Annotated in this window: 18 protein-coding genes and 1 pseudogene; 5 read left to right on the top strand and 14 right to left on the bottom strand. The window is 61.2% G+C overall.

What is annotated here, in order from left to right; genetic code table 11:
- Nucleotides 1-8 precede the first annotated feature (8 nt).
- On the bottom strand, nt 9-482 hold the full coding sequence (locus tag V9F06_00795; protein MEI2616158.1) for a hypothetical protein: 474 nt from the start codon (nt 480-482) through the stop codon (nt 9-11).
- Between V9F06_00795 and V9F06_00790 the strand changes: the two genes are divergently transcribed.
- Complete coding sequence (locus V9F06_00790) at nt 466-723, top strand: hypothetical protein (GenBank protein ID MEI2616157.1); 258 nt, start codon at nt 466-468, stop codon at nt 721-723. The two genes, V9F06_00795 and V9F06_00790, sit on opposite strands and share 17 nt — an antisense overlap.
- 2 nt (nt 724-725) lie before the next feature.
- On the opposite strand, the gene V9F06_00785 is transcribed toward V9F06_00790, so the two are convergent.
- A complete protein-coding gene (locus tag V9F06_00785; protein ID MEI2616156.1) occupies nt 726-1,070 on the bottom strand; it encodes an ATPase domain-containing protein in 345 nt (114 codons plus the stop codon).
- Nucleotides 1,071-1,426: 356 nt separating this feature from the next.
- On the opposite strand from V9F06_00785, the gene V9F06_00780 reads away from it, so the two are divergent.
- Nucleotides 1,427-2,260, top strand: coding sequence for a hypothetical protein (locus V9F06_00780; GenBank protein MEI2616155.1), 834 nt, complete (start codon nt 1,427-1,429; stop codon nt 2,258-2,260).
- Nucleotides 2,261-2,518: 258 nt separating this feature from the next.
- Entirely contained in the window at nt 2,519-3,259 is a 741-nt protein-coding gene (locus V9F06_00775; protein ID MEI2616154.1) for a class I SAM-dependent methyltransferase, read from the top strand.
- A gap of 161 nt (nt 3,260-3,420) precedes the next feature.
- Here the strand turns inward: V9F06_00775 and V9F06_00770 are convergent, their stop codons facing one another.
- From V9F06_00770 to V9F06_00730, 9 genes are all read right to left on the bottom strand, one after another.
- Nucleotides 3,421-4,596, bottom strand: coding sequence for a M20 family metallopeptidase (locus V9F06_00770; protein ID MEI2616153.1), 1,176 nt, complete (start codon nt 4,594-4,596; stop codon nt 3,421-3,423).
- 173 nt (nt 4,597-4,769) lie between these two features.
- On the bottom strand, nt 4,770-5,453 hold the full coding sequence (locus V9F06_00765) for a hypothetical protein (protein MEI2616152.1): 684 nt from the start codon (nt 5,451-5,453) through the stop codon (nt 4,770-4,772).
- A 104-nt stretch (nt 5,454-5,557) separates the two neighbouring features.
- On the bottom strand, nt 5,558-6,484 hold the full coding sequence (locus V9F06_00760) for a hypothetical protein (protein ID MEI2616151.1): 927 nt from the start codon (nt 6,482-6,484) through the stop codon (nt 5,558-5,560).
- A gap of 19 nt (nt 6,485-6,503) precedes the next feature.
- Nucleotides 6,504-7,337 (bottom strand): hypothetical protein, encoded by an 834-nt coding sequence (locus V9F06_00755; GenBank protein ID MEI2616150.1) that lies wholly within the window; start codon nt 7,335-7,337, stop codon nt 6,504-6,506.
- Between the two features lie 94 nt (nt 7,338-7,431).
- On the bottom strand, nt 7,432-7,596 hold the full coding sequence (locus V9F06_00750; protein MEI2616149.1) for a hypothetical protein: 165 nt from the start codon (nt 7,594-7,596) through the stop codon (nt 7,432-7,434).
- Nucleotides 7,593-8,615, bottom strand: coding sequence for a hypothetical protein (locus tag V9F06_00745; protein MEI2616148.1), 1,023 nt, complete (start codon nt 8,613-8,615; stop codon nt 7,593-7,595). Before V9F06_00745 ends, V9F06_00750 begins: the two co-directional genes overlap by 4 nt.
- 272 nt (nt 8,616-8,887) lie before the next feature.
- Nucleotides 8,888-9,232 carry a hypothetical protein gene (locus V9F06_00740; protein MEI2616147.1) on the bottom strand — a complete coding sequence of 115 codons (345 nt, stop codon included), beginning with the start codon at nt 9,230-9,232 and terminating at the stop codon, nt 8,888-8,890.
- A gap of 293 nt (nt 9,233-9,525) precedes the next feature.
- Nucleotides 9,526-10,155 carry a hypothetical protein gene (locus V9F06_00735; protein MEI2616146.1) on the bottom strand — a complete coding sequence of 210 codons (630 nt, stop codon included), beginning with the start codon at nt 10,153-10,155 and terminating at the stop codon, nt 9,526-9,528.
- 215 nt (nt 10,156-10,370) lie between these two features.
- Nucleotides 10,371-12,887 (bottom strand): tetratricopeptide repeat protein, encoded by a 2,517-nt coding sequence (locus tag V9F06_00730; GenBank protein MEI2616145.1) that lies wholly within the window; start codon nt 12,885-12,887, stop codon nt 10,371-10,373.
- A gap of 157 nt (nt 12,888-13,044) precedes the next feature.
- Between V9F06_00730 and V9F06_00725 the strand changes: the two genes are divergently transcribed.
- Nucleotides 13,045-14,373, top strand: coding sequence for an MFS transporter (locus V9F06_00725; GenBank protein MEI2616144.1), 1,329 nt, complete (start codon nt 13,045-13,047; stop codon nt 14,371-14,373).
- Nucleotides 14,374-14,379: 6 nt separating this feature from the next.
- Here the strand turns inward: V9F06_00725 and V9F06_00720 are convergent, their stop codons facing one another.
- Both V9F06_00720 and lon read right to left on the bottom strand, forming a co-directional pair.
- Nucleotides 14,380-14,718, bottom strand: coding sequence for a cyclic-di-AMP receptor (locus tag V9F06_00720; protein MEI2616143.1), 339 nt, complete (start codon nt 14,716-14,718; stop codon nt 14,380-14,382).
- 94 nt (nt 14,719-14,812) lie between these two features.
- Entirely contained in the window at nt 14,813-17,341 is a 2,529-nt protein-coding gene (gene lon, locus V9F06_00715; GenBank protein MEI2616142.1) for an endopeptidase La, read from the bottom strand.
- Between the two features lie 262 nt (nt 17,342-17,603).
- Between lon and V9F06_00710 the strand changes: the two are divergent.
- A pseudogene (locus V9F06_00710) lies at nt 17,604-17,867 on the top strand (transposase).
- 27 nt (nt 17,868-17,894) lie between these two features.
- Here the strand turns inward: V9F06_00710 and V9F06_00705 are convergent.
- Nucleotides 17,895-19,394, bottom strand: coding sequence for a hypothetical protein (locus tag V9F06_00705; protein MEI2616141.1), 1,500 nt, complete (start codon nt 19,392-19,394; stop codon nt 17,895-17,897).
- Between the last annotated feature and the right edge of the window lie 19 nt (nt 19,395-19,413).

The raw sequence follows: 19,413 nt of genomic DNA, 5'->3' as shown, positions 1-19,413 counted from the left end.
TCCCGCCGTTAGAGCTCGTCGTCCTCGCTTGCGCCGCTGAGGACGGCTGCGACCTCGTCCATCACCGTCCGGCCGGAGAGCTCTGGCGATGTAGCGCGGATGCGCTTCTCGATGTCGGCGAGGGCGTCCGGGTTGTTGTTGAGAAATTCCTTGGCGTTCTCCCGGCCCTGGCCCAGTCGCTCCTCGCCGAGATAGAACCACGCGCCGCTCTTGCGAACGATGCCGAGCTCGACGCCGACATCGAGCGACGCTGCCGGCCTTCGAGATGCCCTCGTTGTACATGATGTCGAACTCGGCCTGGCGGAATGGTGGGGCAACCTTGTTCTTGACGACCTTGACCCGCGCCCGGCTGCCGATCGAATCGGTGCCAGCACTTGATCGTCTCGATCCGGCGGATATCCATGCCGCACCGACGCGTAGAACTTCAGCGCCTGGCCGCCGGTCGTCGTCTCCGGGCTGCCGAACATGACGCCGATCTTCATCCGCAGCTGGTTGATGAAGATGACCGAGGTGCGTCGAGCGAGAGATGGCGCCGGTCAGCTTGCGCAGCGCCTGGCTCATCAACCGGGCCTGCAGGCCGACGTGCGAATCGCCCATGTCGCCCTCGATCTCGGCGCGCGGCACCAGCGCGGCGACCGAGTCGACGACGATGACATCGATCGCGCCGGAGCGGACAAGCGTCTCAGTGATCTCCAGCGCCTGCTCGCCGGTGTCCGGCTGTGAGATCAGCAGATCGTCCAGCATCGACACCGCAACGCTCGGCGTAGAGCGGATCGAAGCGCGTGCTCGGCGTCGATGTAGGCCGCCACGCCACCCATCTTCTGGGCCTCGGCGATGATGTGCTGGGCGAGGGTCGTCTTGCCGCTCGATTCCGGCCCGTAGATCTCGGTGATCCGGCCGCGCGGGATGCCGCCGATCCCCAGCGCAAGGTCGAGCGCGATCGAGCCAGTCGGGATGGCCTCGATGTGCATTCGGCCGGCGGAGTCGTTCATCTTCATGATCGAGCCCTTGCCGAACTGCCGCTCGATCGTCGTCATCGCCAGGTCGATTGCCTTGTCGCGTTCCGTCACGATCGTGTGCCTTTCGTCTTTGAATCCATCCCGCGCAGACGACTCGAATAGAATGCATGTTCTAATCACCAACAACATTCTACCGCGTCAAGAGCATCGGGTCAATCGGTGATCGAGGGCGCACCTCGTCGGCGTTGAGCTACCGGAGATAGCATCCAAGGAGGGCTCAACAATCGAGTCCGAGATCGGACATTCAACATCACCATCCCCTGCATGGGGTGATGATATCCCCGAGGCGTTGGGAACGACAGAGTCGGAGGGCTTCGAAAACGGCACAATGGCGCAACATAACGCTTGACAAACTGCCCCAAGAACGTATTATGGTAACAAGCAATCACTTCCGAAAGGAGATGCCAATGCGCGCCCGATACGTCGGGGTGATGGTGATCGTAACCGGCCTGATCGTCGTCATGCTGGTGGCTCTTCGTACCCACGGCGTTCCGGCAGCTGTGTCGTCGGCCGACGGTGTTCCGCCCGGTAGCGGCCCACTGTGGCTCACTTCTCCTCCCCGATTCGCTGGAAAGATTCTTCACGGTACGGTCGCCAACTCGATGCAATCACCTACGACGGATGGCGGGATCATCGACAAGAGGGAAACCGGCGAATTCTGGATCGAGCTCGATAGTGATGGTTCACTCCTCCGATCACACGAGGTATTCAGAGCCAATGATGGGGTAGTCACACAGGAAAGCCTTTATCGCGATGGAATGGAGACGGTCAGATATGGGAATAATGTCTCCAGAGCGTCGTCTGCATGCCGAGAAGCGTTCGCAAACCCCATGCCCCGTGTTGTTCCCCCGTTTGCCGTCGATGCGGCCACATTGAAATCCCTTGGGTTCACTTCGGTGCAACCTGGGAACTGGGATATGCCAGTCACTCCTTTCCTCAACGGAGTGGATCCAACGCGAACCTACCGATTGAACGGAGATGATCAGGCATGGGAACAGCGGTTCGTTCTCGATGGAGGCAGCATACGCGGCGTCTATCTCGAAGTGGATGAGTCCGGACGCTTCATTGTCATGAACGGTTGGGATGAGGACGTCGTCGGTCGGGTCTCGAATATCGTGCAACAGATCTATGGCGACCTGGACATGTATTCTGTGGACTCAGTTTTCGAGAACGTGTTTGAGTCATTATCGAATACGGAAAGCCAATGCACGATCGCGATATCGAAATGTTTGAAGATGTAATCTCCATACTGACGATAGCAATTACCAATTATGCTGATAATACGAATATAGCAACACATCTAACGACGGAAAGGATACGGAGTCGATGTCCAGAGTAAGAGCGATGCGCCGACATCGCTAGATCTCGCGTATGATCCTTGTTGTATCCTGATGACGACTCCACTGAACGAGAGGTTGAATGTAGTGGCGCCGGTTATACTTGACGTCGCGAGCGGCGTAAGTCGTCTACATCTACGTATAGCCGAGACGTTGACTGCAGTGAATCCGTTACTCCGGAGGCGGAATCGCTATTATCTTCGCGCCAATCCACCCGACTTGCCCGTCCCGCCGGCGGCGCTGCTGATGCGAGTCGCAGGGTCGCCGAATGTTCGCTGGTTCCTGGAAGGGGGGCGGCTCGCGCTCACGAGCATCACCGACGCGCTCGACCGTCAGGGGGTTGCGGCCGGCAACCTCGACACAGTGCTCGACTTTGGCTGTGGTTGCGGGCGGGTGGTTCGTCACTGGCCGGGAGTCAGCGGCGCGACCATGTCGGGCGTCGACTACAATCCGGAGCTGATCGGCTGGTGCCGGAAGAATCTCCCGTTCGGCGCGTTTCAAGTCAATCAGCTCGCGCCGCCGCTGGCATTCGGCGATGCGTCCTTCGATCTGGTCTACGCGCTCTCGGTGTTCACGCACCTGCCCGAGGCGCTACAGAATGCCTGGCTCGACGAGCTTGCTCGCGTCCTGCGACCCGGCGGCCATCTGTTGCTGACGCTGCACGGCGAGCACTACCGGCCGGAGCTGACTGACGCCGAACGGGCAGTATTCGACGCTGACGATCTCGTGGTCCGTCACGCAATCGTCGCAGGCACGAACCGCTGCACGACATTCCACCCGCCCGCCTACGTCCAGCAACAGATGCAACGCGGCCTGACGCTGGTCGAGCACCTCCCCGAGGGCGCGGCTGGCAATCCGTTCCAGGATCTCGTGCTGTTTCACAAAGACTATGTTCGGTTGTGAGACGGACTTCTCCGGTTGACAGATGCGCCTCTGCCCAGTGTGTAATTCCCGGGCATTCTTGTTAACAGGTCATCTGGGGCCACGGGTAGCATGCGTGAAGACGCACGTTCACATGTCAACCGTGGCCGACCAACTCCGATACCGCCTGTTGAAGTCGCCGCTCAACTCAGGAGGCGGCGGATCGTCGTCTCATACACCTGCGCCTGCGTGACGAGGTCATCCACGAAGACCGCCTCGTTCGCGCCGTGGGCGGCCTCGCCGGAGGGGCCGAAGCCAACGGTGTCGATGCCGGCAAAGCGATAGAGCCGCCCATCGGTCGCGCCGGCCCAGGTGGCGAAGTACTCCGGCTCGCGACCCAGGACCTCGCGGACACTCTCCTGCACGGCCTTGACGATCGGCGACGTGTCCTCGGTGATGTTGGCCGGCGTGTAGGCGTCCTCCTTCGACGGCAGGATCTCGTAGTTGAAGTTCGGGTCCTCGGCTTTGACCGCGTCGAGCTTGGCGCGCACCTCGGACATGACGCTCTCCTCGGTCTCGCCGGGGATCGTGCGCCGGTCGACGGTGATGGTGCACTCGCCCGGCACGACGTTCGAGACGATCCCGCCCTCGATCTTGTTGACGCTGATCACTGGCTTGCCGACGGCCGGGTGCTCGCGGTCGATGTCGCCCTCCAGCGCCAGGATGCCCTTGGCTGCCAGCGCGATCGCGTTGATCCCGCTGACCCGCGCGGCGGCGGTGTGCGACGCCTTGCCGATGAAGCGCACGCGGAACCCGCAGATGCCGCGCTCGGCATTGCGCACCTTCAGCTGGCTCCCCTCGCCGATCAGCACATAGTCGGGCCGGGGGATGCGGCCGGCCTCGATCTCGTCGAGCACGTGGATCGTGCCGTAGTCCGCGCCGCGCTCCTCGTCGCAGACGATATGCGCCTGCAGCGTGCCATGCAGCGGCGCATCCTTGAGCGCCAGCATCGTGTAGATCATCACGCCGACGGCGCCCTTCATGTCGGACGAGCCGCGACCGTAGATCTTCTTGCCGTCCTCCGACAGCACGCCCGTCAGCGGGTCGGTCCGCCAGCGGTCGGGATCGGAGACCGGCACCGTATCGAGGTGGCCGTTCATCGCGATCGTCGGCCCGTTGCCATCGCCGATCCAGGCGACGACGTTCGGCCGGTCCTGGTCGCGGGCGGTGACGACGTAGTCGATGCCCGCCCCCTCGAAGATGCCGGCCACGTGCTGCATAACCGCCAGCTCGTTGCCCGAGACGCTCGGGATACTGACGAGGTCGGTCACCAACTCCACCAGCCGGTCGCGGTCGATCTGCGGGACTGCCTCGGACATGCTGCGTATGCCTTTCAGTAGCGGCGAATGGCTATTGGAGGCAGTGTCCCACATTTCAGAAGGCCCCTGCAGTGGTACTCAATCCATGGAAGCGCGTCGTGATACAGATCGAGGTAGGGCTGATTTCTCTGGTGACGCGCTCATTTTCTGGGAGCTGGACGATTCTCGAGCATTCAGCGCGGATAGTTGGTATCTATCGTTGAGGACGTAACGGTTGCTTCGTCAGTCCGTGCGTCGACAAGAACGCCAGCGCCTGGCTGGCTGCGGATCCAATCAACAATCTCTCCAAGCATTCTGTGTGTATCGTCCTGGACTCTGGTTGGTTTTCGGAACGGCTGTGTAACTGGCACGATATTGAGAGAGTCGCCGCCTTCGAAATCCCCATCTACAAGCGATTTCAAAGTATATGTATGTTCAAATGTAGCCCCGAATCCTGTAATAGTATGCTCGGCATAGATACGAAACAGGAACTGGTCGGAAGGGTCAGCATGATCCTCTATATCATATGCTACGAACCGAAATGCATAACTGGCAGTCCAGTCTCGTCGATCGTATCGTGCAAGACGCAAGAGATACGATCTCTTGAGCTGAATTGGGCGAGTTTGCAGTAAAGGCGAGCCACCATAGTCGCTATGTAAAATCGTTCGGTGACTGTGTAACAGTTCCGCTTGAACGCGAGCCAGCGGGAACCGAGTGTGGTTGATCACCTTGATTTGATAATAGAGCGAGCCATCCTTCAGCGTTTCTCGCGCGATGTCCTTGGAGAGAGAGAGTCGGGGCCGGATCAGCGTGAGTGCGGCGAGAAACAGAGCAGACGCTGCCAGACCTGATGAGATGCCAATGGCTATAGACCACATGATGATGCTCCAATGCAAGTCGTTTCTCGCTGCATAAGGAGGGGCGATCTCCGTGGCGCTTCAATCAAGAGGATCAGTCTATACTCGTAGACGATTCGAAAGTCTCACTCAGTTGCTGCTCCCTTCAACGTATACTGCTCTTTATCCAGTTCTTGTATCTCGGTTAGATGAAGATATGTGGAAAGTACATGATAGTGGCATAGGTAGTTGTGAAACTGGCGTCCGAGATCGATCGGAATCTCGACAATGCGAACGACGAGCCAATAGAGTCGTTCGATAATGGTTGCGAACAGCGCCAGTAGCCGGCTACCTAACCGAGCCACCAGGATGAATCCCCATAGGATGACTACCCAGACACTTGCGAGAGCTGCCTTCATGGAGAGTGCGGTCAACCCCGTGATGACAAAGAGAACAAACCCGACACCTCCGTTGATACTGATGTTCATTGCCTGCGATGATTCTCCTGAAATGGCCATCGCCGCAAAGACAAATAGCAGCACGGTAGTCACTGCTGCGACAACAATCGTCACGATCAGGCCGATGCGAAACTTGCGCTGCCAATCATCAGGGACTTTGAGCCACGTCGGCGGATGCAGGAAGATCTCTCCAAGCGCGAAGATAGCAACGGTCCAGATGAACCCGAATATGATGTCGAGCCGATTCGTCGGGAGGTCATGAACTGGGATGTTCAGGAGGCCGGCAAAGCGCAGCATGGCGAGAATCGCGTCACCGGTAAACAGGATGAAAAAGAGCAGTGCATGCAGGAGTGGTTCAATCACGAGCCACATGTCGTTCACGGGACGTGCTTCGTTCTTCCCGTAATTATCTCGCATCCCTTGAACTGTGTGCTCAATGCGCTCGGAAGCGTCATTGCAGATGTTATTGAGCGCGTTGGCAACAAGAGTCGCTGGATAGAAGGGAAGAGAGAAAAGCGCTTGTAACATACGCACGACTGATTTGTGAAAATGAGGAATGACGATCAGGAAAAGCAGAGTGCCAAGGACAATGACTATGAGCGTGTCGAAGTCCATGTTCAGCAACTCCTTCTACTTACTTGAACAAGTCGTCTAACGTGATGATTTGCGACTGTGCCGTGTCATAGAAGGTGACGCGCTCAGCACCGTTGAGTTGGAAGTAGCCGCGCCACAGATCCATGCGATACTGATTGTCAGTCGCATATTTGGATGGATAGAAGATCACACTCACGGAAGCACCGTTCAGGTTAACGATCTCACGATCCTGCTGTGGTCCGATTCCCAGGAGATCCGTAGCGAGGATGAGCACGTGTTTGCCGGTTGATTCCTGGAAACGATCGGCCGCGCGAGCAATGCAGCCATAGTTATCACTCCCGCCTGTGTCAACGCCCGGATTCAGGTGGCGCAAAGCGGCTGTCCTTTCAGCAAGAGCCTTTTTCACTCCCCCGACATGTCGCTGATATTCCTCAAGCGCCTGCTGATAGATCTCTTCGCGTCGTTTGTTGTCTTCCGCGACGGCTGTCTTCTCAGCCGAGCCGTAGGGATTCACGGCGGTCGCATACACGGGTGGTTCCGGAGGCCCTGCGATGATCGGAATGCTCACAGTGAGCAAGTCGTTGTCGGTGGAGTAGGAGTTGGCGGTGATTGCTGAGAAATAGAACACTATTCGCTGTTCCCGCGGACGGACAAGAGCATCTATGCCGTCGGCGGCAAAGTTCAGTGCCGAGCGAAAGAGATCACGATCGTAGGTGTTAGTCGAATCAAGGCAGAACATCACGGTGTCAGCCGACTGAATGCTGCCACCATCTGACGGGGTCGATGACGATATGGCTTGTTGTGCCGGTAATGGAGACGGGTTGCTTATGACATCGCCACAACCAGAGCACGTCAGAAGGACGAGGAGCGCCACGATCGTGACTCGTATCACCGGATGTATTCTTCCATTCTTACAGGTGTATTTGCTTGCATGCTTGGAGAGCTACTCCCGCGCTGCTGCCGATTAGCTAGTCGCCCCAGGGCCCCTTCTTGGTCTGCTCCTTCGGTGGTGTCTCTTCCTTGGGATTGCTCTCACCTCCTTGTTCCGGGCTTGCGTAGAGCGGACGACCCTCTACTGGCTCGGTTTCCTTGAATCGAAGCAGGAACGGCTCAGTCGCAACGGTGTCTGTCATACAATTGCCCTTTCTCGGATGGCGGTTGACGAAAGCGGAGGAGTAGCTCCCACTAGCAAGCGCGCCAACGCGTTGCTTACGCTGACGCCGGAATGAACTTCGGCCCAGAGAAATTGGCCGTTGCCATTAATCTCCAGGAACACGTACTCTCCATCAGGTGTGCAGATGAGGTCGATCGCGCCATATTCCAGGCCAAGAGATTTGGCGAGAGACGCGCAGGCCGCTTCTACGTGCTCTGGCAACTGGAGCGGTGTATACGGTGTGTTGGCCAAGTCGTAGCGGCGCCAATCAACTCGAGATATTGCGCTTCGCTGGCTATCGATCCGAATCGCCATGACCTCCTGGCCGACGATATTGACTCGTGCCTCATACGCCTTAGGAATGTATTCCTGAAGAGTGACGGGAGAGAGTTCTAAGCCTGCGAAGTGGTTGTCGTCTTCTTGAAGGAGGTTCGCCAGCACGTAGGAGATATCTTGCCCTTCATTGGCAAACATCCATCCTGATCCACTAGGCTTGGCGATTACCTGCTCATAACGTTTGACAAACTTGGACGCAGCCACCACATCATTTGTAATGAGTGTTTCAGGCACTCGCAGGCCAAGAGCGCGCGCGAGCTGCAGTTGAACAGGCTTCCTTGCTGCGGTGTGCAGCCGATCTGGATGCGACACCCAGAGTGCTTCGTTCATCAAAGCGTAAGCGCCTTCAAGCGTCGCTTCCCACTCATCGCGAATAAATGCAACTGTCTCATCATCGAGCGAGCTTCGTGCCCGATATACTCGGCGCGGACGGCGGTACCAGACGGAGTCGATAGAGTCGAAGTCAATTGCTTCACGTGCGCTCGAGTGCGACAGCCTGAGACACAGATCGCCGTGATTCATACGAAGAAGATAATGTCCGGTATGACCGAGCATCTCAGGGTAGAACAAGGTAGCAGTACCCCCGAGCGAAGTAATGTGGCTTGCGACCACTGTGGTGTGCTGGTCCTCTGGATTGGAGATGATCAAGACATGACTGCTCATGACAGCTCGTTATCCCCAACTTTCACAAATTACGGATCGTCCGTGCCATTTAGTGTCGAGTGCATGAGGTTCGTTATTTTCACTCTGAAAGACCCAGTGATTCTTCGCAATTGATGTCAAACAGAACCCGACAAAGCCCATAATGGAGGGTGCAGGGACGGCCACGAGGCGACTTCCGGACAATTGCCATCTGTCTGCTATAGGCAAGTTGCTGACTCAGTCGTGACATTACGTCCGGATACTTTCCGGGCGAGACACTCGCAAGACATGTATCAAAACTCCAAAATCTCTTCGCCACCAAATTTACGCGCGACCTCTAGGTAGGTCTTTAGGGCCTCGCACGCAGTTAAAAGGCTGTCCGTATGCGCAACGACCTCACTCAGGTCTTTGGCCTTGAATGAGTCACCGTTTAAGAGATTCTTAACTGAGACCGAGAGAACTCGACCAGTCTCGACTCCAAATACGATAAACGGCTTGCGCACGAGTTCTTCGTTTTCCAACTTGTAATGCTTGACTAGATTAGCTTCTTCCTGTGACAATGTGATCTTCCCAACAATCTCGAAGGAAACACCTCCCATCATACCTTTTGCCTGTCGTCGGATCAGCACAAGGTTCAAGCGATGCTAGTCCTCTCTTGTGAATCGATTGCCTATGTTGAGAGAACTTGCCCGGTCTACGTCACCAGCTTGCCGCGGTCCTGAAATGGTGCGCCAGATGGTGCCCCGAAAGTCATTAATGTTGCCGGGCCGGTCCATACTCACAACTCCCGCAATGGGTACAATGCCAATCTGTATGCGAGCCACCGAATATGCCGTGATCCTTGAACACGTGATCGAAGATGCGATCTTGGCCACAGCGATGACAATACAGCCACATCTAGTTCGTCCTTTCTTCGTCCTGAGCGACCGCGTTACACCTGTCCCATGCGGCGCATCACATCTGCGATGATCGAATTCGCCTGAGCGTCAAGGTCCCTGCGCAAGCGCATCCTCTGCAGTCCTACATTGAGCAGCGGCTCCATCTCGTCGGCCATGGTCCATCCGGCTACCGTCGAACTTATGTAGCGTTCGTAAATCTCACTCAGGCACAGACCGAGCAGATCCGAAATCGCCTCCTTCTGATCTGACGTGCCGGGGAAGCTACCATCGCCCTGATCGATTGCGGGGCCATAGAGCAGATAAATACCGCGCTGGTACGTGACTGCGGCTGCAAGTGCTGGCACGGGTTGGAAGAATCCATTCTCACCGTAATACGTCGGGTCTGTGCTTCGACTCAGCACATGCTGAACTGCCCACACAACAAGTTCCATCAACTGAGCCTGCAAACGTTCGAAGCGATTCAGCCCGGCGATGGCTTCGTCGCGGCGCGAAAACAATCCGATCAGAACCCCTTCGACAAACAGAACCCATTCCGGCTCGATATTGTTGTCGTGGATGAGTGCTGTTTCGCGTTCGCGTCGGACGTGTGTCACGATGGGTTCGCGCTCGCCGGGGCGTCCCAGGCGAACGGCGTATTCTGAAACTGATGAACTATGCGTCATACACCCCTCCGTCTTGCGGGGCATCGATCATTACCTAGGCCCGACGTTGCGTCGCACCGGGAGCCCTCTCGTATGCTTTGCCTATGAGCTCATGCTACGCATCACAGGGCCGGCGTCAATGGGGCACCCCCAGTTGTACGCAAAACTGGAACAAACTGGAACAGCGCTGAAGCCAGGAGCGCTGGTCAAGGGTGCCAGCGCGGGGCAGCGCACGGCTAACGAGAGTGGAATTCGGCTGATTCTCTTCCAGCGGTAATCCGCACCGCCGCCAGCGCCTCGCTCGCCGGCACTGCCGCGCCGCGGAAGAAGGCGGCGGCGAAGGCGTCGGGGCCGATCTGGTCGACGACGAGCTGGGTTTCGCGTTCGTAGAAGGCCTGGACGGCCGGCATTGGGCTGAGGCCGCTGGCGTGTTGCAGGGTGGTGGCGACGCCGCAGAGCCAGGCGGCGCGTTCGGCCTGGCCACGGCGGTGCGCGACGGCGGCGTGGCCGAGGATGGCGAGCGATTGCTGCCAGTGGTCGCCGGTACGCTCGTGCAGTTTCAGGAGCTCACGATAGCCGGCCTCGGCGGTGTCGAGTTGCCCGGCGAGACACTGCGCGGTGGCGAGATACAGCTTTGAGGTGGTGGTCAGGAAGGTCGGGCGCAAGGCTTCGAGCGTAGTGACTGCCTCGCCAAGCTCTCTGAGTGCGGTCGGGATATCGCCACGCAGCAGGGCGTGGAGCCCGATGTTGTGGAGCGCATGTGACTGGGAGAGCGGGTCGCCCGTCCGTTGGGCAATCTCACGCTGCTGTCGGAGATAGGGCAACGCGGTGTCGAATTCGCCGATCGCGATGAGGAGCATGGCGATATCGTTCAGCCCGGCTGCGATCCCCAGCTCGTTGTCGGCCGCCTGCCATTGTTCCAGCTGCCGCTGGAACATGGTGAACGCCTCGCGCGGACCATCGGTGGTGGCCCTGGCCCAGCCGAGTGTCGCGAATATGTGCGCCTGGCCGACTGGGTCGTTGATTTTCTGCCAGAGTGCCAGCGCCTCGGTTGCGTGGGCATACGCGAGGTCGTGGCTATTGAAAGTCAACTCGAAGTGGGATGCGCCGGTGAGCAATTCCGCGCGGACCCGGGCCGGCAGGTCGTCTGCGTGTTCCAGCGCGGTGGTGACCCAGTGATAGCCAATGCGCCCGAGCGGGTACTCCAGCCAGTAGGGCCAGAGTGCGCTGGCGAGGCGGGCCAGCAACAGGCTGTCGCCGGTGGACTGCGCCCAGTCGAGCGCGGCATCGATGTTTGCGCGCTCGCGGTCTATGTGCTGGAACCAGCCAGCGCGCGTCGCTTTCGGCACATACGGCGGCGCGTCCTCAGCCAGCGCCAGCATCGCGCTGGCGTGGCGGGCGGCGGCCGCCTCGTGCTCGCCGAGGGCGTCGAGGCGCTCCAGCGCGTATTCGCGGATTGTCGCCAGCATCCGGTAGTGGGGGGCACTGTCGTCGCCCACACGTTCGATCAGGCTCGCGTCTGCCAGCGTCGCGAGCAGTTCGGGGATCGCCTCGGCTGCAACGGATGGCCCTTTGCCAACACCAGCTGCCAGCGACTCGTCGAAGCCGTGGAGCACGCCGAGGCTGGCAAATAGCTGCTGGGCGGTGATTGGGAGAAGTCGCTCGCTCCAGGCGATCGTCTCACGCAACGCCCGGTGACGGAGGGCGACATCGCGGGGCCCGTCGCTGGCGAGATCGAGCGGGTCTGGCACGGTGGCGACGAGGTCGGGCAGGCTGAAATCGCCGATCCTCGCGGCGACGAGCTCGATCGCCAGCGGTAGACCGTCGAGTCGGGCGCACAGCGCGGCCACGTCCGAAGCAGTCGCGGCCGTCAACGTGAAGGCTGGGTCCGCGGCGCGGGCTCGCTGGGTGAAGAGCTCGACCGCTGGGCTGCTGGCCAGCTTCTCGAACGGGAGATCGGGCGATGGGACGGTAAATGGCCGGACCGGCCAGCGGTGCTCGCCGGAGATTGCAAGCGGCACACGGCTCGTCGCCAGGATCGTGAGGCGGGGCGCGGAGCGCAGGAGCGCGGCGAGCGCCGGTCCGCAGTCGATGACTTGCTCGAGGTTGTCAAGCACGAGCAGAGTGTGTCGGGGCGCTAGCCATGCTGTAACACGCACGGCCGGCGATGCCCCGGCTGTCTCCGCCAGACCCAGCGCCGCGCCGATGGCCGGCAAGACCTGCCCTGGGTCGCGCACATTGGCAAGCGCGACGAACGTCACGCCGTCGGTGAAGACGTCGAACAGCTCGCGAGCGACGCGGAGCGATAGCCGGGTCTTGCCGCTGCCGCCCGCGCCAGTGAGTGCGACGAGGCGCACAGCCGGGTCGGAAAGCTGCTCGGCCAGGTTGGTGACCTCGTCTTCGCGACCGATGAAGGAGGTCAGGTCGGCCGGCAGATTGTTTGGCGCGCGGACCCGCCAGCGGGCGACGAGCGCGCTGAGCTCGGGGTCGGCTGCCAGCGCGTCGATGGTGGGCAGGCCGGCCGCGCGGAGCGCCCGGCTCGCCTGCGCGCGGCTCAGCTGGAGGGCTGCTAGCAGCCGCAGTAACCCTTCGCGGTGATAGGGCGCATCCGACGCACTTCGGAGCCAGCGGTTGAGGGTTGCTCGCGGAAGGCCAGCGTTGCGCGCAACGTCGATCTGCTTTCGGCCACCGACATGACGCGAAAGTATTTCGGCGAGCGTTTCACATCCGGCGCGCGAGTGGTCATCTGGCATTTGTTCGCTGCTCGATTGTGCTGTTGTGCCCGGCGGAGATGCTGTATGGCTGGCGGCATCGTATAGTGTCGCTGTCACGCAGATTGTACGCCCATTCGTCACCGGATAGTGGTTGGTTGCGCCTCGTGAACAGCGGGGAACAGAGCAGGGTGGCTGCATGAGGCCGCTGGCGCTTTCTCGCCGGGCGAGCATCTTCTACCCCATGGGCTACCTGGGCGTCGAGGCGCTGACCCAGGCGCGGAATGTCTGGCTGCTCTACTGCTACGCCCCGCCGGCCGGCGCGGATCGCGTGGCGCTGCTACGGCTCTCGACAATCAGCATCATCATCTTCGCTGGCAAGCTGCTGGAGGCGTTCGACGATACGCTCATCGGCTGGTGGAGCGATCGGAGCGGCGGGCGGCTGGGCAGGCGCATCCCGTTCGTGCTGGCCGGGACGCCGCTGATGGCGCTGTTCGGCTTCCTGCTCTTCGTCCCGCCGGCGCACTCGGGCGGGGTGGTGACGGCGCTCTATCTGTTTCTGATACTCGAGCTGTTCTACCTTTCGGCGACGTTCGCCAGCGCGCCGTACGACGCGCTCCTGCCGGAGATCGCGTCGACGGACGCTGAGCGGGTCGACCTTTCGGCGCGGCGCGTCTACTTCGGCGTGGTCGGCGCAGCGGTCGGCATGGTCGGGAGCGGGTTGCTGGTCGCCAGGTTCGGCTTTGGAGTAATGGCGGCGGTGATGGCGCTATTGGCGTTCGCGAGCCGCTATCTCGGGCTGTTTGGCGTCTGGCGTCCGGCGCGGAGGAGTGTCGCTTCGTCGCAGGTGGGGCTGCGCGCGTCAATTCAGCTCATGCTGCAGAATCGCGAGCTCCTACGATTTATGGCGTCGTTCGTCCTGTTCCAGGCGGCGCTGACGATGCTGATCGGCCTGCTGCCCTACTACGTCGGCGGGATCCTGCGGCGCGACGCCGAGGGTATCTGGGTGCCGATCCTCACCGCCGTCGGGCTGGGGACGATGGTGCTGGCAATCCCGCTATTCACCCGGCTCGCCCGGCGAACGACGCCACTGCGCGGTTACCGGGCGGCAATGCTGCTGGCGGCGGCGACGTTTCCGCTGCTCTTCCTCTCCGGCCTGGCGCCCGGAATTCCGGTCGAGGCGCAGGCGCTGGCGGCGCTGGTGCTGGTCGGCGCGCCGCTGGCAGGAATATTCCTGTTCCCCGGTCCGATCATCGCGAACCTCTGCGATCTGGACGCGGCTCGCACGGCGACTCGCCGCGAGGGAGTGTTCTACGGTGCGCAGGCGTTCGTCGAGAAGGTGGCGACCTCGCTGGCGCCGCTCAGCCTCGGGCTGCTGCTGCTGCTGGGCAGTTCGGCTGCGAACCCGCTGGGCATCCGGCTGGCCGGGCCGGCCGCAGCACTGATGGTCTTCGGGGGTTATCTCATCGCTGGTGGTCTGACTGTGCCGGCGCCGGAGCCGGTCGAATTGCCGGCCGTTGGTGGGTGAGTCAGATCAGGCCGGCATCAACCGCTCGAAGCGCTCGACGTTGTGGACGAAGACGACCGCGCCGCCGACCTCGACCTCGAAGTTCTCGGGCATGTAAAGCAGGCCCGGCTCCAGCGCCGGCGAGTAGGGGACGGCCATCTGCTTGCGCCGCCGGCAGACGCGCCGGATGATCGCGTTGACCTGCGGCACCTGGTGGTCCTCGACGCCGGTCATCAGCGAGCTGTTGCCCATGCGCAGGAACGAGCCAGTGCTGCCGATCCGCGTGACCCGGAAGCCGTCGGCGATCAGAGCATCGGTCAGGTTGTCAACATCCTCGTCCTGGACGATCGCGAAGATCAGCTTCATCTCGCCTGCCTCTGCTAACCGCTTATACCGGTATCCGGGAGTATAGCAATGCCGCGCCGATTCGGCGCGGCATCAGGTTGGGTTGATCGCTTCGCTAGCCGGCGGCGCTGGCCAGGCTGGTGACGGCGTGCGGCGCGCTGATCAGCGCGATCTCCAGCACCTCGTCCATGTGACTCACCAGCCGCACCGGCAGGACGTCGCGGACGGACTCGGGCAGCTCGACCAGGTCCTTCTCGTTGCGGGCCGGGGCGATCATTGTCGTGATCCCGCCGCGGTGGGCGGCCAGGACCTTCTCGCGCAAGCCGCCGATCGGCAGCACCTTGCCGCGCAGGGTGATCTCGCCGGTCATCGCGACGTCCTTGCGGACCCGGATGCCGGTGATCGCAGAGATGAGCGCGGTGGCCATCGTCACGCCGGCCGAAGGACCGTCCTTCGGGATCGCGCCGGCCGGGACGTGGATGTGGATGGTGTGCGTGTCGAAGTAGCCCTCGGGGATGCCGAGCGCGTCGGCGCGCGAGCGGGCGTAGGAGATCGCGGCGCGGGCCGACTCCTGCATCACGTCGCCCAGCTGGCCGGTCAGGATCAGTTCCGCCTTGCCCTTGGTGATGCTCACCTCGACCGAGAGCAGATCGCCGCCGGCGCTAGTCACCGCCGTGCCGGTCGCGACGCCGACCTCGTCGTTCTCCTCGGCCAGCCCGTACTCGAAGCGCGGGATGCCGAGGTAGCTCGGCAGATCGCCGGCCTCGACGATCGTCAGCTCCGGCTCGTCCGTCTCGGCCACCTTGCGGGCGATCTTGCGGCAGAGCGCGCCAAGCTCGCGATCGAGGTTGCGGACGCCGGACTCGTGGGTGTACTCGCGGATGAGCCGCAGGATGGTGTCGTCGGTCACCGCCAGGTGCTCCGTCGTCAGCCCGTGCGCCTCGAGCGCCTTCGGCATCAGGAACGAACGGGCGATCTCCAGCTTCTCGACCTCGGTGTAGCCCGGGACCTCGATGATCTCCATCCGGTCGCGTAGCGCGGCCGGGATCGGCTCGAGCAGGTTGGCGGTGGTGATGAAGATGACCTGCGACAGGTCGAACGGCACCTCGAGATAGTGATCAGAGAAGGAGTGGTTCTGCTCCGGGTCGAGCACCTCCAGCAGCGCCGATGACGGGTCGCCGCGGAAGGCGTCGGAGCCGACCTTATCGATCTCATCGAGGACCATGACCGGGTTTTTCGTCTTCGCGTCACGCAGCGCCTTGATGACCCGGCCCGGCATCGCGCCGACGTAGGTGCGCCGGTGGCCGCGGATTTCGGCCTCGTCGCGGACGCCGCCCAGCGACATGCGGACGTAGGATCGGCCGATCGCGCGGGCGATGGAGCGTCCGAGGCTGGTCTTGCCGACGCCCGGCGGGCCGACGAAGCAGAGGATCGGCGCCTTCATCTTGTCGCCGGCCAGCTTGCGGACGGCGATGAACTCGACGATGCGCTCCTTGACCTTCTGAAGTCCGTAGTGGTCCTCGTCGAGGATGCGGGCCGCCTCGGCCAGGTCGAGCTGGTCGGCTGTCTCGACCGCCCAGGGCAGGTCGGTCAGCCACTCCAGATAGCTGCGGATGACGCCGATCTCCGGCGAAAACGGGTGCTGATGCTCGAGCCGTGAGACCTGTAGCAGCGCCTTGTGCTCGACATCCTCGGGCATGCCGGCCGCCTCGATCTTCTCACGGAACTCCTCGACCAGCTCTTCCTCGCTGGCCAGCTCGCCGAGCTCGCGCTGAATGGCGCGCATCTGCTCGCGCAGCATGTACTCGCGCTGCTGGCGGTCCACGCCGGCCTGTGCGTCGCTCTGGATCTGGTGACGCAGGGTCAGGAACTCCAGGCGTTCGTGGAGAATCGCGCTGATCGTCTTCAGTCGCTGGACCGGGTCGAAGATCTCCAGCGCCTCCTGACGGCGGGCGGACTGGAACTCGGGTGAGAAGGCGATCAGATCGGCCAGCCAGCCCGGCTCGTCGATGCTGCGCACCATCGTCAGGACCTCGTCCGGCACGTTCGGCAGCATCGCGACATAATTCTCGACCTGCTCCAGCACATGCGACATCGCCGCCTTGGCCTCCAGCGTCGAGACCGACGGGTCGTCGTGGCGCTCGACACGGGCGAGGGTGTACGGCTCGCGCTGCTCGATGTCGAGCACCTTGCCGCGGGCGACGCCCTGGAGGATGACGTGCGATGGCCCCCCCGGCCGGCTGATCTTGTGGCCGACCTCGGCGATAACGCCGACCTCGCACAGCTCGTCGTTGCTGACCAGCGAGGCGTAGCTGGCGATGTCCTGCGTCGAGCCGCCGGAGGGGCTGTCCTCGTCCGGCAGGAAATCCTCGTCGATCTCCTCGTCCTGATCACGGGTGGCGAGGACGAGGACGAGACGGTCGCCAGCGATGGCGTGGTCGACGGCGTGGAGTTCCTCGTTGTCGTCCAGCGGGTAGGGTAGCGACATATGCGGGAGGAGCAGCGTCTGCGGGAGGATCAGGACCGGCAGGGTGCTGATCGGCGCGGCGACGATGTCATGCGCCGCTTCGGCGGCGACAGGCTCGTCGATGACAGGTATCTCGTGGTCGGCAGTCGTCTGGCTAGCGGTCGAACGTCGGGGCATGCATCGTCCTTGAGTTGAGCGGCGAATTCAATGAACAGCGGGTCTCGCGCGGGGCGTCATTCGATGCGGGCGAGTCCAACCCCCGCGCGCGGGCGCGACTGCTAATGATACCAGCCAGATCCGCTTCGGCAGCGCGCTCGCGCCAAGTGGTCACGCTCGGGCTGCTGTTGGTGGTGGTCGTCACGGCCGCGAATGTGGGTGATCGCACCGGCGCGCGGTTGGTGGCCGGGCGTTTGGTCGGCGCTTCGCCCGGCTCGTCACCCGGTTTGCGGACGTCGGCTATCACAGCCAGCCGCTCGCGGACTGGCTGCGGACACTGGGTGGCCGGACGCTGGAGATCGCGCGCTGGGTGACCGACCTGGAGGGCGCGTGGGTCGAACCAAAGCGCTGGATCGTCGAGCGCACGTTTGGCTGGCTGAATCGTTACTGGCGCTTGGGTAAGGATTGTGAGGCAAATCGCGAGATGAGTGAAGTCATGATCTTGATCGCAATGATGCATCTCATGGCGCGCAGAGTCCGGAAATAGCCTCCTCAGACAGAGTCAAGACACTTTCTAGGTCGCCTTCGACCCAGACGGCTTATTGTCCGCTCTGGCATCGATCAAGATGATGTTCGGATCGTCTTCCATCCCTAGTTCCTTCAAGATCGTCTTCACTGTCTCTAATTCCTGCTGCGAGAAGTAGCAGATCACCTTAAAGCCCGCCGTGGCATCCCCAGCGGCAGTATAGATGCTCAGCTGCTTCTCGAGGTTGCGCCTGAGCTGCGAGTTTTTTGCGAGCTTGAACTCAACTAGCGTCTTGTCCAATTTGCCCCTTGAGATACTGAAGTCGACCGGACCGCGGCCGTTGTTGACCTCGGCATCCACAGCGGAAGGGGAGGCGAACCAGACGAGCTTGAAGATCAATTGCAGGAATCTCTCAGCCTTGACTGGCTCTCCTTCGTGGTAGAAGAGGCGATGGGCTCCTTGGTCCTCAATGACGTGCTTGAGGAACTCGATGCGGTCACGAGTCTCGTCGCGCGTGTTCGTCGGCATCGTGTAGAAGGTAGTGTTTGTGAGGAACATCGCGACGTTAGCGCGAACCTCATCGACCAGCCACGCTTCCGTTTCTTCGACCTTCTCTGAACTGATGCTGGTCGCCTCGTCGCCGGACTCTTCCTTTTCCAGAATGTAGTACTCGATGAGTTGCGGGTGTGCGGCGATCGTGCGGACGATGGCGCGCTGCTTGTCCTTCTCCTTCTCCCTCTCCGTCAGCTTCGGATCGCGCGACAGTTGGGAATGGAGGTATTCGTTGAGCAGCGCCCGAAGCTGGGGATCGGACACGGAAGCCGCGATGCGTTCGAAGTTATGGAGCAGGTCAGGACGGCTGATCCACGTCTCGTCGCGGGTCAGCATGTCCTTCGGGGTGAGAAGTGCGAAATCGACGCCGATGCTGGGAAGCTCGTAACGACGTGTTTCCCAGGAGCGGGTCTGATAGTTGAAGCGGACCTTCTCAACGTTGAACCAACTACGCTGCTCGGACAGCAGATGCTCGCGTGCGAAGCGCTGGGTGTACTCGAGCAGGTACTCCTTGATGAGGTTGGTTGTGAAGTCGCTGATGTTGTCACGACCGACGCCGTCTTCAACGAGGCACACCTTTTCGAGATGGCTTCCCCGCGTGATCCGCTCGTCGCCGAACGAACTGAAGATCGTGCCTAGGTTGCGCTGCAGTGATCGGGCGAACGTTATCCCTAGGCCACTGCCACTGTTGCCCTGTCGCGAGAACCCAAGCCAGTTCTGTTTGATCTCCCGAAACTGGTACCAACTCGCCAGCAGCCCGGGATTGCGCTCGGCTTCGCGAGCGTGATCCCTCAGGAAGCGAAGGTAGTTGATCATGCCCTCGTGCAACTCGCGATACTCTGGCTTATCGCTATTGAAGAGTAGGAAGGGATCAACGAATAGTGGCAGGTCGTTGATCAGAGACACGTCGAACGCGCCGTAGTCCTCGAGGACTACCGGCGGAACGCCGAAGAAGTCCGAGAAGTAAATCTGTGCCTTAACGCCGTTCACTTCCATAGACTGATCTGCCACTACA

The organism is Thermomicrobiales bacterium (genome assembly GCA_037045155.1).
GTDB lineage: Bacteria > Chloroflexota > Chloroflexia > Thermomicrobiales > CFX8 > JAMLIA01.
The sequence above is the reverse complement of the archived record's forward strand: the minus strand, read 5'-3'. Positions and strand labels throughout refer to the sequence as shown.